General features: G+C 73.1%; 9 protein-coding genes and 1 pseudogene. 3 read left to right on the forward strand and 7 right to left on the reverse strand.

Going from position 1 to position 15,602, the window contains the following annotated elements; translation table 11 throughout:
• A pseudogene (locus ACFWBN_RS17200) lies at positions 1 to 99 on the forward strand (acyl-CoA carboxylase subunit epsilon); the annotation flags it as partial.
• A 15-nt stretch (positions 100 to 114) separates the two neighbouring features.
• Here the strand turns inward: ACFWBN_RS17200 and ACFWBN_RS17205 are convergent.
• The 4 genes from ACFWBN_RS17205 to ACFWBN_RS17220 all read right to left on the reverse strand — a co-directional run bounded on the left by ACFWBN_RS17205 (position 115) and on the right by ACFWBN_RS17220 (position 6,060).
• Entirely contained in the window at positions 115 to 2,286 is a 2,172-nt protein-coding gene (locus ACFWBN_RS17205; protein ID WP_385177333.1) for a protein kinase, read from the reverse strand.
• 5 nt (positions 2,287 to 2,291) lie between these two features.
• A complete protein-coding gene (locus ACFWBN_RS17210) occupies positions 2,292 to 3,383 on the reverse strand; it encodes a serine/threonine protein kinase (RefSeq protein WP_385177335.1) in 1,092 nt (363 codons plus the stop codon).
• Between the two features lie 71 nt (positions 3,384 to 3,454).
• Entirely contained in the window at positions 3,455 to 5,572 is a 2,118-nt protein-coding gene (locus ACFWBN_RS17215) for a protein kinase (RefSeq protein WP_385177337.1), read from the reverse strand.
• A gap of 32 nt (positions 5,573 to 5,604) precedes the next feature.
• Positions 5,605 to 6,060, reverse strand: a complete 456-nt coding sequence (locus tag ACFWBN_RS17220) for an Lrp/AsnC family transcriptional regulator (RefSeq protein WP_385177339.1) — start codon at positions 6,058 to 6,060, stop codon at positions 5,605 to 5,607.
• A gap of 120 nt (positions 6,061 to 6,180) precedes the next feature.
• Here ACFWBN_RS17220 and ACFWBN_RS17225 point away from each other — a divergent pair, with 120 nt between their 5' ends.
• Together ACFWBN_RS17225 and ACFWBN_RS17230 are read left to right on the forward strand one after the other, a co-directional pair.
• Positions 6,181 to 7,182 (forward strand): asparaginase, encoded by a 1,002-nt coding sequence (locus ACFWBN_RS17225; RefSeq protein ID WP_385177341.1) that lies wholly within the window; start codon positions 6,181 to 6,183, stop codon positions 7,180 to 7,182.
• Between the two features lie 68 nt (positions 7,183 to 7,250).
• Positions 7,251 to 10,490, forward strand: coding sequence for an NACHT domain-containing protein (locus tag ACFWBN_RS17230; RefSeq protein ID WP_385177343.1), 3,240 nt, complete (start codon positions 7,251 to 7,253; stop codon positions 10,488 to 10,490).
• 31 nt (positions 10,491 to 10,521) lie between these two features.
• On the opposite strand, the gene meaB is transcribed toward ACFWBN_RS17230, so the two are convergent.
• The 3 genes from meaB to ACFWBN_RS17245 are packed head-to-tail and all read right to left on the reverse strand — an operon-like array spanning position 10,522 to position 15,566.
• Positions 10,522 to 11,505: a methylmalonyl Co-A mutase-associated GTPase MeaB gene (gene meaB / locus ACFWBN_RS17235; protein ID WP_385177345.1), complete on the reverse strand. Its 984-nt coding sequence runs from the start codon at positions 11,503 to 11,505 to the stop codon at positions 10,522 to 10,524.
• Positions 11,506 to 11,517: 12 nt separating this feature from the next.
• Positions 11,518 to 13,704, reverse strand: coding sequence for a methylmalonyl-CoA mutase (gene scpA, locus ACFWBN_RS17240; RefSeq protein ID WP_385177347.1), 2,187 nt, complete (start codon positions 13,702 to 13,704; stop codon positions 11,518 to 11,520).
• On the reverse strand, positions 13,701 to 15,566 hold the full coding sequence (locus ACFWBN_RS17245; protein WP_385177349.1) for a methylmalonyl-CoA mutase family protein: 1,866 nt from the start codon (positions 15,564 to 15,566) through the stop codon (positions 13,701 to 13,703). The genes scpA and ACFWBN_RS17245 overlap by 4 nt, the downstream gene beginning before the upstream one ends.
• Positions 15,567 to 15,602: the final 36 nt, after the last annotated feature.

Here is a 15,602-nt window from a genome sequence, read left to right on the forward strand (position 1 = left end):
CACACCCCCGAAACCGTCACCACCCCCCGCTCCCAGGCCGGCTGGCGCCGCCTCGAACGCACCCCCGGCTTCCGCGCCCCCCACAGCTGGCAGGGGTGACGCCCGGCAGTGACGTCAGCCGATCGGGAGGGCGAACGCGACGCGCTCCTCGCGGGCGTAGACCCGTCGGTCGTTCGGGTCGGCCGTCAGGGCGACCGCCGTCGTCGGGTAGCGCCACAGCGGCTTGTGGGAGCGGGCGTAAACGGCCCGCAGGCCGATCTTGTCCATGGTGAGGACGAGCCCGTCGACCACCACCGGTGCGACGTCGCCGTCGGCGGTGGTGTCCTTCAGGGGCTCCTCGGACCAGAGCGCGACGCCGGTGCGGGCTTCGACGGCGACGATGCCGCGGGCGCTTTCGACGACGTAGACGACCCCCTCGTGGACGGTCGGGATCCCGTAACGGCGGATGCCGTAGGGCTTGTTGCCCATGTCCCGGCCCTCTCCGAAGGACCACGCCGTCGCGCCGTCGATGAGCCGCAGCGCCTGGAGGGAGTCGGAGCCGACGTAGACGTGGTCCTCGTCCGTGGCCAGGGCGTAGGGCAGCGCGCCGGTGACGGACAGCCCGGCTTTCTCCCAGCGCACGGCGCCGGTGGCGGTGTCGTGCAGGGACAGGCCCAGGGCTTCCCCCGCCTCCGAGCGGCGGCACAGCATGAGGCCGCCCTTCACGACCTTGCCGCGGACGAGGGCGGGTGACGACTGGCGCTCGAAGGGCGCCGCCGTCTTCTGGCGCCACAGCTCGCGGCCGGACTTCAGGCTCGCGGCGACGAGGAACCACTCCGCGCCGGCGGCCGACTTGGCGGACAGGTACGCGATGTCCCCGTCCACGCACAGGAGTTGGCTGAACTTGTGGTTGCCGTCGAAGGCGTCGAGCGTGATGCGCGGCTTCCCCTTGTCGTCGGCCAGGGGGAACTTGTCGACCGCGAGTGCCTTGACCCGGCCGTCCTTGTCGGCATCGGCCTCCGGCTCCCGCAGCGCGTACAACTCCTTGCCGTTGGTGGCCATGCGCCAGGGATTCTGGAGGTCCTTCTGCCACACGAGCGCGCCCGTCCTCGGCTCGACCTTCTTGACCACGATCCCCGCGGCCAGGACGGGGCCGTCGTCCACCCACAGGGGTGCGAAGTCCACCCCGGAGCTGGAGAGGGAGATCTTCCACAGGGAGGCGGGGGCCTGCTGGAGTACGGGCTGCTTGGGCTCCGCCTTCTTCTCCGGCCAGGCCCACAGGGCGCCGCCCGTGGCGAGCGCCGCCGCGCCGATCGCGCCGCCGGTGAGGGAGAACAGCCTGCGGCGCGACATGCCGGCCGCCACGACCGTCGCCGGCTCCCCGGAGGGAGCCGGAAGACGGCTCGGCGGCTCCTGCCACACCGCCTCGCTGCGGCGGGCGATGTCCGCGAGCACCGGTTGGGGCAGTCCGTCCGCGAACGGGCCCCCGGCGGGCGCGAGCAGCTCCGCCAGTTCGGCCGTCGTGGGCCGCAGTGTCGGGTCCTTGCTCAGGCAGCGGGCCAGCAGCGGCTCCAGGTCCGCCGGTACGCCGGCCAGGTCGGGATCCGCGTACCGGACCCGGTAGAGCAGGTCCGCGGCCTGCCCGCCGCCGAAGGGGCCGTGCCCGGACGCCGCGAAGACGAGGACGCCCGCCAGCGCGAACACGTCTCCGGCCGGGGTGTGTTCGAGACCGCCCGCCTGCTCGGGCGACATGTAGGCCGGGGTACCGGCCGCGCTGCCGAGGCTGGTGAGCCGCTCGTCGCCGAGGGCGCGGGCGATGCCGAAGTCGATGACCTTGGGCCCGGCGGCCGTCACCATGATGTTGGACGGCTTGAGGTCGCGGTGCACCACGTCCGAGCGGTGCAGCTGGCCGAGCGCCAGCGCGAGGTCCGCGCCCAGCGACCGGACGCACGGCTCGGGCAGCGGACCGCTGAGCCGGACGGCCTCGTCGAGCTGCGGTCCGAGCACGTACTCGGTGGCCAGCCAGGGCGTCTCGGCCAGCGGATCGGCGCCGAACACGCGGGCCCCGTAGCGGTCGCCGATGATCCGTGCCGCGTCCGACTCCAGCCGGAAGCGGGTACGGAAGGCGGTGTCGGCCGCGATCCGGGTGTGCACGGTCTTGAGCGCGACCGTACGGCCGCCCGCCGAGCGAGCCAGGTAGACCGTGCCCATCCCGCCGCTGCCGAGCCGGGCCAGCAGCCGGTAGCCGCCGAGGTGCTGCGGATCGTCGTGCGTGAGGGGGGTGAAGGGTGCCGGGGCGAGGGGCATCGGGGTCAGTGCACCTTCTGGGTGGTGGCGAACGCCTGCTGGGGGGCGGGGAGTTCCGCGGCGAGGAGCGCGGCGGACTGTGCGGCGAGCGCGGCGACCACGCGGCCGGGCAGGAGGAGCGGGGGAGCGGCCTGGTCGAGCACGGTCTGACCGCCCACGGCCAGGGCGGCCCCGGCAGCCCCGCCCGGCGCGGCCGTACCGGCGAAACCGCCCGGTGCGGCCGGGTTTGGCTCCGCCGGGCAACCCCCATCCCCGCCGGCGTTTGAGGCGCCGCCGGAGGTCGAACAGCCCGCACGGGCGGGACGGCGGGGGTCGGCGGATGCCCGGGGCTCCGCAGTACCGGCCGGTCCGGCCGAGTCCGCCGGCGGGGCCAGGTCGCGCAGCAGGGCATGGGCCGACGCGGGCCGGTCCGCCGGGTCGCGGGCCAGGCAGGCCCCCACCAGCTGCCGCAGCCCCGCAGGGAGTTCGCTCTGCTCCGGCACGGTGTAGCCGGTCGCCGCGTACGCCAGTACGGCGCCCAGCGCGAACAGGTCCCCGGCGGGCCAGGAGGCCCCGGCTTCGGCCGATGCCTGCTCCGGGGCCACACAGCCCGGGTCGAGCCCGGCGAGCCCGGCCCGCGCGGCGCCGAAGCAGGTCAGCAGCGGCCCGCCCGGGGTGACCAGTACCGAGGCCGGTGACAGCCCCGCGTGCGTCACCCCTCCGGCGTGCGCGGCGGCCAGCCCCCGCGCGAGCGCGGCGCCCAGCCCGCGGACGGTGTCCTCGGGCAGCGGGCCGCCGTACGCGGCGAGCACCGCCGGCAGCGGCAGCGCCGGGGTGTAGGGGGCCGCGGACCAGGGGAAACCGGCCGTGCCGCCCACCTCCGCGACCTGCAGGAACCCCGGTACGGACAGCCGCCGGGCGCCCTCGGCCTCCAGGGCCCACCGGGACGGATCGGCGCCGACCCGGGGCACGCACACCAGGACCGTGCGCTCCCCGTCGCCGCCGCGCGCGAGGTAGCGGCGTTCCGGAACGGTCCGCTCGGCGGACTCGGCGTCGAGCCGGGCCAGGGTCGCGTACGGCCCGATCTGCGTCGGGTCGTCGTGACGTAGGCGTTCCATGCGCGCGCTCTCCCGGGTCGGTGGTCCGGCCCCGAGCCTAAGCGGTGATCGCGAGGCCGCCCGGCACGGGGTCAGCCGACGGTCGGCATGGCCGTGAGGTTCCCGTCGTTGACGAGGAACACCCGGTTCCCGACACCGGACATCGCCCAGGGCCCGCTGGAATCGGCCGCCCAGGTCCACAACCGCTTGCCGTCGGTGCTGGAGTAGGCCGAGACCCCCCGCCCCTCGCCCTCGACCGCCCACAGCGTCTGCCCCTGGAGCACGAGGGGGTTGTGCGGAAGCGGGCCCCGGGCGGCACGGCCGCGCGGCGGAAGCTCCTTGCCCTCGGTGGTGAAGGCGGCCAGCGTCGTCCCGTTCGCGCAGACCAGGTTCTTGCCGTCCAGCATCGGGGCGCCCCAGCCGCCGGCGCCCGAGCGCGGCTCACCCGAGGCAGCGGCCTTCCACAGCTCGTCGCCGGTGAAGTTCATCTTGCGGGCCGTCAGGGTGCGGCCGCCGAGGAAGACGACGATGTGGTCCGCGCTGCCGGGGTTCTTCACCTCCAGGACGAGCGGCTGGATGGCGGAGGTCGCCTGGCCTTTGATCTCCCAGTTCTGGTCCCCGAACTGGTTGTAGAAGGAGCGGACGGTGCCGTCGGCGCCGAAGACGACGACGGTGCCGCCTCCCGCGGCCGCCTTGGGCCCCGCGCCCGCCACGGCGGTCGCCGGAAGCGGCACCGTCCACTTCACGGTCTGCAGCTTCAGGTCGATCGCGCGCAGTCGCCCGCCCTGGGTCACCACGTAGAGGAACTCCTTGTCCGCGGCGAGGATCCGGCTGACCTCGGCGCCCGCCACCGACCACAGGAGCTTGGCCGTGGAGGCCTCGTGGACGCGCAGCGCCCCGTGCGAGTCCGCCGCGGCGAACAGCGGCTCCTCCAGCGGCAGGAGGCCGGCCTCCGGTGCGATGTCGGCCATGCGCCACTTCTCCCGGCCGTCGCGCGTCAGCCGGGCCGCAAGCCCCCCGTCCTTGGAGGCGAACATGACCACGTCGCGCAGGGACAGGGGAGTGAGGGTCGTCCCGTTGTCCGGCTTCGCCGCCACCGGCAGCGGCCCCCACAGGGGTGTGGGAGCCTTCCCCGACTGGGCAGCCGACAGAGACAGCGGCTCTGCGCCGCTGGCCAGCCCGGGAACGTTCGGGGCCCGCTCCTCCCCGCGCAGCAGCCACCAGGCTCCGGCTCCGCCGCCCGCCGCAAGGGCGCCGCCCGCCACCAGGGAAGTGCGCAGCAGCCGCCTCCGGGAGACGCCCGTCCCCGAGCCGTCCACGAGGAGCGTGGCCTGCCGCGCGGCCTCCGTGTCGCGGCGGGTGATGTCCTTGGCGAGCGGTCCCGTACGCCAGACGCGGTCCGCTCCGCGCGGCGGGGCGAAGGCGCCCGCGATCTGGTCGGGGACCGGGCGGTGCGCCGGGTCCTTGGCGAGGCAGGGGGCGATCAGGTGCCGCAGGTCGTCGGGTATGCCGGCGAGCTGCGGCTCGCCGTGCACCACCTCGTACTGGACGGCCGCCACGTGCGTCCCGTCGAAGGCGCGCCGCCCGGTCGCCGCGTAGGCGAGCACCGCGCCCAGCGAGAAGACGTCCGCGGCCGGGCCCACACGCCGGCCGAGCACCTGCTCGGGAGCCCCGTAGCCGGGGGTGACCGGGATCTGGCCCGTGGTGGTGAGCGTCAGTCCGTGCTCGGGGCGGGCGATGCCGAAGTCGATGACGCGCGGGCCCGCCGCGGTGAGCACGATGTTGGCCGGCTTCAGGTCGCGGTGGACCAGACCCGCGGCGTGGATGTCCCGGAGGGTGGCGGCGAGGGAGGCGGCGAGCGCGCGCAGGCCGTCCGGGCCGAACGGCCCGTACTGCCGGACGGCGTCGTCGAGGGTGGGCCCCGACAGGAACTCGGTCGCGATCCAGGGCCGGTTGCCGTCCTCGCTCTGCGCGTTCAGGACGCGGGCGACGCCGGGGCTGGTGACGGCCTGGGCGGTGTGCGCCTCGCGGACGAAGCGCTGGGCGAGGTTCGGGTCGTGGGCCAGCTCCGGCAGCAGCACCTTGACCGCCGCGGTCCGGCCGTCGGCGTCCCGGCCGAAGTAGACCTTGCCCATGCCGCCGGCGCCGAGCACGCCGAGGAGGCGGTACGGGCCGAGCCGGACCGGGTCGCCGGTGCCGAGAGGTTCCATGGGGTGCTGCTTCCTGTCTGGGCCGGGCCGCGTCAGTGTTCGACGGGCAGGCCGGTCGGTTCCTTGATCCGCTTCATGATGATCTGCGAATTGACCTCGGTGACCCCCGAGAGGGCCGTCAGCTTCTCGATCCACAGGCGTTCGTACGCGCGCAGGTCCGCGACGGCGATGCGCAGCAGACAGCCGGGGCTGCCGAAGAGGCGGTAGGCCTCGATCACGTCGGGGATGTCCTGGAGGGCGGCCTCGAAGGCCTCGACGGCGGCGCGGTCGCGGAGCACCTCCACCGAGACGAGCACCTCGAACCCGCGGCCCACGGCCTCGGGGGAGATCACGGCGCGGTAGCCCTGGATCACCCCGTCCTGTTCGAGCTGACGCACCCGGCGCATGCAAGGGGAAGGGGTGAGTCCCACGCGCTGGGCGAGCTCCTGGTTGCTGAGGCGGCCGTCCGCCTGGAGCTCACGCAAGATATCCCGGTCAATGGCATCCATCACGCAATTATCACCCACCCAATGTTACGGGAGGGGTCAAAGAAGCAATCGCATTGCGCGTAGATCTCACTATCATTGCTGCTTTCAGCACATACGTACGAGGGAAGGGCGGCCACGGCCATGGGACGGATCGTCGTCATCAGCACCGGCGGGACGATAGCCAGCCGCTGGCAGGGCTCCGGCTTCGCGGCGGACGCGGACGGCAGCGAGGTCATGGCCACCGCGCCGCTGCCCGAGGGCATCACCGTCGAGGTGGTCGACCTGTTCAGCGTCAACAGCCCCCGGCTCACCACCGCCCACCAGCTGACCCTCCTGCGGACCGTGCACGAGGTGCTCGCCGACCCCGACGTCGACGGCATCGTCGTCACGCACGGCACGGACACCCTCGAGGAATCGGCGTTCCTGGTCGACCTGCACCACCACGACGCGCGCTCCGTCGTGTTCACGGGCTCGCAGCGGCCCATGGGCACCGCCGACGGGGACGGGCCGGGCAACCTGTACGACGCACTGCTCACCGCCGCCACCACGCGCGGGCTGGGCGTGCTGATCGCCTTCGCGGGCCGGGTGCACGCCGCCCGCGGCACCGTGAAGACCGAGGCCGTGGCGCTCGACGCGTTCGCCGACCCCTCCAAGGAACTGTTCGGGAAGATCGGCTTCGGCAAGGTCACCATCCTGCGCGCACCCCAGCGGCCCGAGCCGCTCCCGCTGCCGGCGATGCCGGAACTCCCGCCGCGCGTGGACGTGGTGGTGCACCACGCCGACGGCGACCCGGTGCTGCTGAACGCCGCCGTCGCGGCCGGCGCGCGCGGCATCGTCCTCGTCGGGACGGGCGCGGGCAACGCGACCCCCGAGATCGTGGACGCCGTCAAGGCCGCCGTCGGGCGCGGCGTGCTCGTCGCGCTGACCACGCGGGTCATGGCCGGACCGGTCACCGAGATCTACACGCACGGCGGCGCGGTGGACCTCGTCGCCGCCGGGGCCGTCCCGACCGGGACACTGCGCGCCGGGCAGGCCCGCATCGCGGTCCTCGCCGCCCTGCTGGCCACCGACGACACGGTGGAGCAGACCCGCATCCTGCGCGAGTCGCTGACCTCGACCGGTTCGGTGCTCGTCGAGGCGTAGCCCTTCGACGGGCGCGTGTGGCACCCATTAGGATCCGCAGCAACGGTCGTGATGCTGCGGGGGGTTGCATGGAACCGGGGACCATCGGCGTTCGCTTGGCCTCGGCGGCCATCGGGCCCCTCGTCAAAAGGCTGTTCGTCGCCGAAGGCGGCGGCGCCGGCCTCGTCGACAAGCCGGTCCGGATCTCGGGTTACGTGTCCTTCAAGGGCGAGAAGCGCTCGCTCACGGAATCCGATCTGCACACCCTGGCCGCCAAGTTGGTGCAGCAGGCGCTGCGTACGGGCGAGCGGCCGATCCCCGCGGACGAATGCCGAGCGGTCACCGACGCCCTCGCGTCGACGCTGCACGCCCTCGGCAACGTCACGATGACCGACCTGGACGCCGTCCGGCTCGGCTCCGCGGACTTCGCCCGGGAGCTGCGCCGCGCCGGCGGCCGGCCCGAGCGGCACCTGAGCGCCGACGCCCTGTACTTCTACGAGCGGCTGCTCGACGCCGCGTGCCTGCACATCCTGCAGTTCTTCACGCAGCGCTCGACGTTCGTCGCCCACGCACTGGTGCAGCAGACGCGCGGCATCGCCGACCTGACGGCCAAGGTCGACGAGCTGATCCGCCGCGATCCGCTGCCCGGCGCCGAGGACGCCGCGTTCGAGCAGCTGTACCTGCCGTACGTCGCCAAGAAGCACGGCAAGCTGACCATCTACGGGATCGACCTGCACAACTCGCCGAACAAGTGGCCGCTGGACGCGGCGTACCTGAGCCTCGAGGCCACCGAGCAGCGGCGCGGATCCCTCGTCTTCGCCGCCGTCACCGACGTGCCGCGCCACCAGGTGTTCGACGACTCCTTCCTGGAGCAGATGCGGCAGGCGCCGGGCCCGCGGCCCGCCGATCAGGCCCTGGCCGGCAGCAACCAGGTCCTCCTGCGGGGCGAGGCCGGCTCGGGCAAGACCACTCTGGTGCAGTGGCTGGCCGTCACCGCCGCCCGCCAGGACCTCACCCCGCAGATGGACTACCTCTACGACCGCATCCCCTTCGTCCTGCCCCTGCGCACGCTCACCCGCCACGGCGAACGGCTGCCCGCGCCCCGGGACTTCCTGACCGCCGCGGGCTGTCCGCTCGGCGGAGCCCAGCCCGACGGCTGGGCGCACCGCGTCCTCATGTCCGGGCGCGGGCTGGTCCTCATCGACGGCATCGACGAGATCCCCGACCGCGAACGGGAGCGGACCCGCGCCTGGCTCCGCGACCTCATGGACGCGTACGGCGGCCACAACCGCTGGCTCGTCACCTCGCGCCCCTCCGCGGTGGCGGCGGACTGGCTCGCCGAAGAGGACTTCACCGAGCTGACGCTGTCCCCCATGGGCCCCGCCGACATCGCCACCTTCATCAAGCGGTGGCACAAGGCGGCCCGCACCGGTACGGACGACGACGCGGACCTCCGGACGTACGAAGCCCAGCTCCTCACCGCCGTCCGCGGCAAGCCCGACATCGGCCGCCTCGCCACCAACCCCTTGATGTGCGGGCTGATCTGCGCCCTCCACCGGGACCGGCGGGGCTACCTCCCGCACGGACGCAAGGAGCTCTACGAGGCCGCCCTCTCGATGCTGCTGAGCCGCCGCGACCGCGACCGTGACATGGACGTTCCGGAGCTCCGGGAGGAGCCGCAGCTCGACCTGCTCCAGCGGCTCGCGTACTGGCTGATCAAGAACGGCCGTACCGAGATGGACCGTTCCCGGGCGGAGGACATCATCGCCCGCGCCCTGCCCACGGTGCCGGAAGCGGCCGCGCTGGGCGAAGCACCCGTCGTCTTCGGGCACTTCCTGCAGCGCAGCGGGCTCCTGCGGGAACCGGGGCCCGACACGGTGGACTTCGTCCACCGCACCTTCCAGGACTTCCTCGGCGCGCGGGCCGCGGTGGAGGAGGGCGACTTCGGCCTGCTCACCGCCCATGCCGACGACGACCAGTGGGAGGACGTCATCCGGATGGCGGTCGCCCTCGCCCGGCCCCGTGAGCGCGTCACGATCATCCGCGACCTGCTCGCCCAGGGAGACGGTTCCTCCGACAAGCGCACCCGGGCCCGCATCTACCTGCTCGCCGCCGCCTGCCTCGAACACGCCACCACCCTCGACCCCGACGTGCGTGCGGCCGTGGAAGAGCGCGCCGCACTCCTGATCCCGCCGGCGGACGAGGACGAGGCACGCGCCCTCGCGGAGATCGGTCCGCTGGTCCTGGGCCTCCTCCCCGGCCCGGAGAAGCTGGACGACCTGGCCGCCTACCACGTGGTGATCGCGGCCTCACACGTCAAGGCGGACGCTGCCATCCCGTTCCTCGCACAGTTCGTCAGGCACCCCTGGCTCCCCCTCCGCTCCCAGCTGGTCTGGGCCTGGTCCCGCTTCGACAGCGCCGACTACGCCGACCAGGTCATCGCACATCTGGACCACACAGGGCTCCACTGCACCGTCCAGTCCGACGACCATCTGCGGCAGCTGGAACGCTTCGAACTCGGGCAGGACCGCCTGGACGTCAGGAGCGGGGTCTCCTCCGAGGCCATGACGGCATACGTCGGCCGGCACCGCCTCAAGGAGCTGGTGCTGACGCATGACGTGGTGTCCGACCTGAACTTCCTCAAGGGGCAGTCCGCCCTGGAGTCCCTCGACATCAACTTCTGTCCGGAACTGACCGACCTCTCCGCGATCGCCGGCCTGCCGATCCGGCACCTGAGGATCGTGATGGTCCGGCCGGACCTCGCCCTGGGACCGGTCGCACAGCTCGGAAGGCTGGAAACCCTCACCATCAACGGCCCGGCCGGCACGCACTGGTCCGCGCAGGACCTGCCCACCGCGGCGCCCCTGCAGGTGCTGGTGGTGTCCGGACAGGTGGGTCTCGCGCACGGGCTGGAGGGTCTCGGCGCACTCCCCGAGCTCACGGGGTTGAAGCTCAACTCCCCGTCCAGTCCGGCCTCGGACGCCGACTGGCAGGAGATCCGCGACCTGGACTCCCTCATGAGCCTCTCCGTGTCGGCCTTGTCGCTCGACGTGCTTCCGGCGGGCACGGCACTGCCGAGCGTCACCAGTCTGACCCTCAACGTCGGTGGCAGGGACAGGGTCGTACAGGCCGCGATCCGACGACTGCCCGCAGCGTTCCCTGGGCTCAACGAGTGCGTGTTCGCAGGAGACTTCATGGCAGAGGGCGACCTCGACCTCGCGCCGCTGGCCGGACTGCCCGCCCTGCGGGAGGTCCACATCACGGCGGGCCGTTACCGCATCAGCGGCACCGAGTCGCTGCCCCCGTCCGTACGACTGCATCACGGGTGACCGGACGGCGCCGAGCGGCGCCGTCCGGCCGTCAGTTCCCGAAGGCGGCGAGGATCCGGTCCGCCGCCGATGTGGCGGTCACGGTGCCGGCCCGCACCGACGCCTCCAGACCCGGCGCGAGGTCCCGTACCGCCGGATCCGAACGCAGCCGCTCCAGCAGCTCCTCGCGGACCATCGTCCAGGTCCACTCCACCTGCTGGGACGCCCGCTTCGCCGCCAGCCGGCCGCCCGCGTCCAGCAGGGTCCGGTGCTGTTCGAGGCGGTTCCACACCTCGTCGAGCCCCGCCGACTCGCGGGCGCTGCACGTCAGGACCGGCGGGGTCCACGCCGCGTCGACGGGGTGCATCAGGCGCAGCGCGCCCGACAGTTCACGGGCGGCGGCCTTCGCGTCGCGCTCGTGCGGGCCGTCCGCCTTGTTCACCGCCAGGACGTCGGCCAGCTCCAGGACACCCTTCTTGATGCCCTGCAGCTGGTCGCCCGTACGGGCCAGGGAGAGCAGCAGGAAGGAGTCGACCATCCCGGCCACCGTGGTCTCCGACTGGCCCACGCCGACCGTCTCGACGAGGACCACGTCGTAGCCCGCCGCCTCCATGACGATCATCGATTCCCGGGTGGCCTTCGCGACCCCGCCCAGCGTTCCCGCCGAGGGGGACGGCCGTACGAACGCCGCCGGGTCCACCGCCAGGCGTTCCATCCGCGTCTTGTCGCCGAGGATGGAGCCGCCCGTACGCGTGGAGGAGGGGTCCACGGCCAGGACCGCGACCCGGTGGCCCAGCCCGGTCAGCATCGTGCCGAACGCGTCGATGAAGGTGGACTTCCCGACGCCCGGCACCCCGCTGATGCCGATCCGGCGCGCGTTCCCCGCGTGCGGGAGGAGCTCCGTCAACAGCCGCTGGGCCAGCGCCCGGTGGTCCGCCCGGGTGGACTCGACGAGGGTGATGGCGCGCGCGATGTGCGCGCGCTTCCCGTCGAGCACGCCCTTCACGTACACGTCGATGTCGATCTTCGGGGGCATGCTCCCGGCCGCCTACAGCTCGTGGCCCAGGTCCGCGGCGAGCCGCGTCACCAGGTCGTGAGCCGCGTCCGGGATGACCGTTCCGGGCGGGAACACCGCCGTCGCACCCATCTCCAGCAGCGTCGGGACATCGGCCGGCGGGATGACCCCGCCCACCACGATCATGATGTCCTCGCGGCCCTCCTCCGCCAGCTGCTCGCGCAGCGCCGGTACGAGGGTCAGGTGGCCGGCCGCCAGCGACGAGACGCCCACCACGTGGACGTCCGCCTCGACGGCCTGGCGGGCCACCTCCGCCGGGGTCTGGAACAGCGGGCCGACGTCCACGTCGAAGCCCAGGTCGGCGAAGGCGGTCGCGATCACCTTCTGGCCGCGGTCGTGACCGTCCTGGCCCATCTTGCAGACCAGGATGCGCGGACGGCGGCCCTCCGCGTCCTCGAAACGGTTGATGAGCGCACGGGTGCGCTCCAGGGACGGGGACTCGCCCGCTTCGGTGCGGTACACACCGGAGATCGTACGGATCTGGCTCGCGTGCCGCCCGTACACCTTCTCCAGTGCGTCCGAGATCTCACCGACGGTCGCCTTCGCGCGCGCCGCGTCCACCGCCAGCGCCAGCAGATTGCCGTCGCCCCGCTCGGCCGCGTTCGTCAGCGCCCGCAGGGTGTCCTGCGTGACCGCCTCGTCGCGCTCCTCGCGCAGCCGCCGCAGCTTGGCGATCTGCTGGGAGCGGACGGAGGAGTTGTCGACCTTGAGGACGTCGATCTGCTCGTCCGTCGCCACGCGGTACTTGTTCACGCCGATCACCGGCTGCCGGCCCGAGTCGATCCGCGCCTGCGTACGGGCCGCGGCCTCCTCGACGCGCAGCTTCGGGATGCCCGCGTCGATGGCCTGGGCCATGCCGCCCGCCGCCTCGACCTCCTCGATGTGCTGCCAGGCGCGCCGCGCCAGGTCGTAGGTCAGCTTCTCGACGTACGCGCTGCCGCCCCACGGGTCGATCGACCGGCAGGTCCCCGACTCCTGCTGGAGCAGCAGCTGGGTGTTGCGGGCGATGCGCGCCGAGAAGTCCGTCGGGAGCGCGAGCGCCTCGTCGAGGGCGTTGGTGTGCAGCGACTGGGTGTGGCCCTGGGTCGCCGCCATCGCCTCGATGCACGTGCGCGTCACGTTGTTGAAGACGTCCTGCGCGGTCAGCGACCAGCCCGAGGTCTGCGAATGCGTGCGCAGCGACAGCGACTTGGCGTTCTTCGGGTCGAACTGCTTGACCAGCCGCGCCCACAGCAGGCGGGCCGCGCGCAGCTTCGCGACCTCCATGAAGAAGTTCATGCCGATCGCCCAGAAGAACGACAGGCGCGGCGCGAACGCGTCGACGTCCAGGCCGACGGCCTGACCGGCGCGCAGGTACTCCACGCCGTCGGCGAGGGTGTACGCCAGCTCCAGGTCGGCCGTGGCCCCGGCCTCCTGGATGTGGTAGCCGGAGATGGAGATCGAGTTGTACCGCGGCATCTTCTGCGAGGTGAAGGCGAAGATGTCGGAAATGATCCGCATCGAGGGCTTGGGCGGGTAGATGTAGGTGTTGCGGACCATGAACTCCTTGAGGATGTCGTTCTGGATGGTCCCTGCGAGCTTGTCGGGGGAGACGCCCTGCTCCTCCGCCGCCACGATGTAGAGGGCGAGGACCGGCAGCACCGCGCCGTTCATCGTCATCGACACCGTCATCTTGTCCAGCGGGATGCCGTCGAAGAGCTGGCGCATGTCGTAGATCGAGTCGATCGCCACGCCCGCCATGCCGACGTCGCCGGTCACGCGCGGGTGGTCGCTGTCGTAACCGCGGTGCGTGGGCAGGTCGAAGGCGATCGACAGGCCCTTCTGGCCGGAGGCCAGGTTGCGCCGGTAGAAGGCGTTCGACTCCTCGGCCGTGGAGAAGCCGGCGTACTGCCGGATCGTCCAGGGCTGGTTGACGTACATCGTCGGGTACGGGCCGCGCAGGTACGGGGCCACGCCCGGGTACGTCTGCAGGAAGTCCAGACCCTCCACGTCCCGGCCGGTGTACAGCGGCTTGACGCCGATGCCCTCCGGGGTCTCCCAGAGCAGGTCCGCGGCCGCGGTGCCGGTGGACTCCTTCACCGAGGAGCGCCACTGGTCCTCGGAGACGCCGGCGGAGGCGGCGGGTCCGAGCGCGAGCTCGGAGAAATCGGGGATGCTCATGCGTGCACTCCCATCCGGTCGAGTACGGAGGACAGCACGGCGACGGCGTCACAGCCGGCGAAGACGTACTCGTCCACGGAGGCTTCCGCGGTACCGGGCCGGCCGGCCAGGAACACGGTCGTGGCGCCCGCCGCGCGCAGCGCCGCGGCCACCGCCGCGGCCTGCTCCTCGTACAGCGCGTCGCTGGAGCACAGCACGGCCATGCCGTCGGCGCCGCTCGCGGTGTAGGCCGCGGCTGCCGTCGCCGGGTCCACGGAAACGGGGTCGTGCACGGGCGTGACGCCGCCCGCCTGGAACAGGTTCGAGGCGAAGGTGGCCCGCGCGGTGTGCGCGGCCGCCGGACCCAGCGCGGCGAGGAAGATCCTCGGCCGGGCGCCGGTCGCCGCCAGGTGCGCGTCGCTGCGGGCGCGCAGGGCCTCGTAGGCCTCGTCGCGCCGGACGCGGGGCAGCCCGCCGGAGGGTGCCGCGGGCGCGGGTTCCCGTACGACCGGCTTCTCCGAAAGCAGCGGGAACTCGCTGACCCCGGTGATCGGTTCGCGGCGCTTGGCCAGCTTCTTCGAGCGCTCCGCCCAGGTGGCGGCGAGCCGCTCGGCCACCAGCCCGGAGCGCAGGGCGGCGGCCAGACCGCCGGCCTTCTCGACCGTCTGGAAGAACTCCCAGGCGGCGGGCGCGAGTTCGTCGGTGAGCCGCTCGACGTAGTACGAACCGCCCGCCGGGTCGATCACGCGGGCCAGGTGCGACTCCTCCAGCAGGATGGTGGAGGTGTTGCGGGAGATGCGGCGCGCGAACGCGTCCGGCAGGCCCAGCTCGTGGTCGAAGGGCAGCACCGTGACCGAGTCCGCGCCGCCCACGCCCGCGGCCATGCAGGCCACGGTGGTGCGCAGCATGTTCACCCAGGGGTCGCGACGGGTCATCATCACCGGCGAGGTCACCGCGTGCTGGAGCTGGGCACCCGCCTCCGGGGCCCCCGAGGCCTCGGCGATACGGGACCACAGGCGGCGCGCGGCGCGCAGCTTGCAGATGGTGAGGAACTGGTCGGCGGTCGCCGCGTAACGGAACTCCAGCTGCCCGAGCGCGGCTTCGACGCCCAGCCCGGCTTCGGTGAGGGCCCGCAGGTAGGCGACACCGGTGGCCAGGGACAGCCCCAGCTCCTCGGCGGCGCTGCCGCCGGCCTCGTGGTACGGCAGGGCGTCCACGGTCAGGGCGCGGACCCCGGGCCAGCCGGCGGCGGCCTCCCGGGCCAGCGCCACGGCGTCGGCCGCGTCGAGCGCCTCGCCCGTACGGGCCTCGTGGCCCAGCGGGTCCGCGCCGAGCGAGGCCCGGGCCGCCTCGGGGGCCACCCCGCGCTCGGCGTACAGGCCCAGCAACGCGCGGGCGGCTTCGGCGTATTCGGCTCCGGCGTCCAGGGAGACCGGGGCGAGGTCGAGGTAGACCCCCTCCAGCGCCCGGCCGAGGCCGTCGACGGGGATGCCGCCCCGGCCCACCGTGAGCCAGAGGGAGGTGACCCCGTTCTCCAGATCGCCGAGGGCCGCCTCGTTCAGGCGTACGGGATCGGAACCCGCGAGGCGCTGGCGCACGTCCCAGCCGTTCGCGGTGGTGCCCTCCGGCCTGCCGCCCCGAACGAAGGGGGCGAAGCCGGGGAAACCGGTGTCGGGAGCCGCCCCATCGGGCGGCGCGGTGTAGAGCGGGCGCGTGGTGAGCCCGTCCTCGAGTGGGGTGGACAAAGCGTCTTCTGCGGCCTCGCCGGAGGCTTCCTTGCCCGACTTGCGCAGTACGCCTTCTACAAGGCGCTGCCACTGCTCATGCGTCGCGTCAGGGAACTCGGCGGCCAGGGAGAGCCCGTCGTCAGGCAGGACCGTCATGGCTCGAATGCTAGGGGGGCCGCTCAGGCGCGCACC

The sequence above is a fragment of the Streptomyces sp. NPDC059989 genome (genome assembly GCF_042736975.1).
Taxonomy (GTDB): domain Bacteria; phylum Actinomycetota; class Actinomycetes; order Streptomycetales; family Streptomycetaceae; genus Streptomyces.

Excerpts from the sequence above, each read along its gene's own strand:
- ACFWBN_RS17225 (WP_385177341.1), top strand. The coding sequence starts at position 6,181 with ATGGGACGGATCGTCGTCATCAGCACCGGCGGGACGATAGCCAGCCGC.
- ACFWBN_RS17245 (WP_385177349.1), bottom strand. The coding sequence starts at position 15,566 with ATGACGGTCCTGCCTGACGACGGGCTCTCCCTGGCCGCCGAGTTCCCT.
- ACFWBN_RS17230 (WP_385177343.1), top strand. The coding sequence starts at position 7,251 with ATGGAACCGGGGACCATCGGCGTTCGCTTGGCCTCGGCGGCCATCGGG.
- meaB (WP_385177345.1), bottom strand. The coding sequence starts at position 11,505 with ATGCCCCCGAAGATCGACATCGACGTGTACGTGAAGGGCGTGCTCGAC.
- scpA (WP_385177347.1), bottom strand. The coding sequence starts at position 13,704 with ATGAGCATCCCCGATTTCTCCGAGCTCGCGCTCGGACCCGCCGCCTCC.
- ACFWBN_RS17210 (WP_385177335.1), bottom strand. The coding sequence starts at position 3,383 with ATGGAACGCCTACGTCACGACGACCCGACGCAGATCGGGCCGTACGCG.
- ACFWBN_RS17220 (WP_385177339.1), bottom strand. The coding sequence starts at position 6,060 with ATGGATGCCATTGACCGGGATATCTTGCGTGAGCTCCAGGCGGACGGC.
- ACFWBN_RS17205 (WP_385177333.1), bottom strand. The coding sequence starts at position 2,286 with ATGCCCCTCGCCCCGGCACCCTTCACCCCCCTCACGCACGACGATCCG.
- ACFWBN_RS17215 (WP_385177337.1), bottom strand. The coding sequence starts at position 5,572 with ATGGAACCTCTCGGCACCGGCGACCCGGTCCGGCTCGGCCCGTACCGC.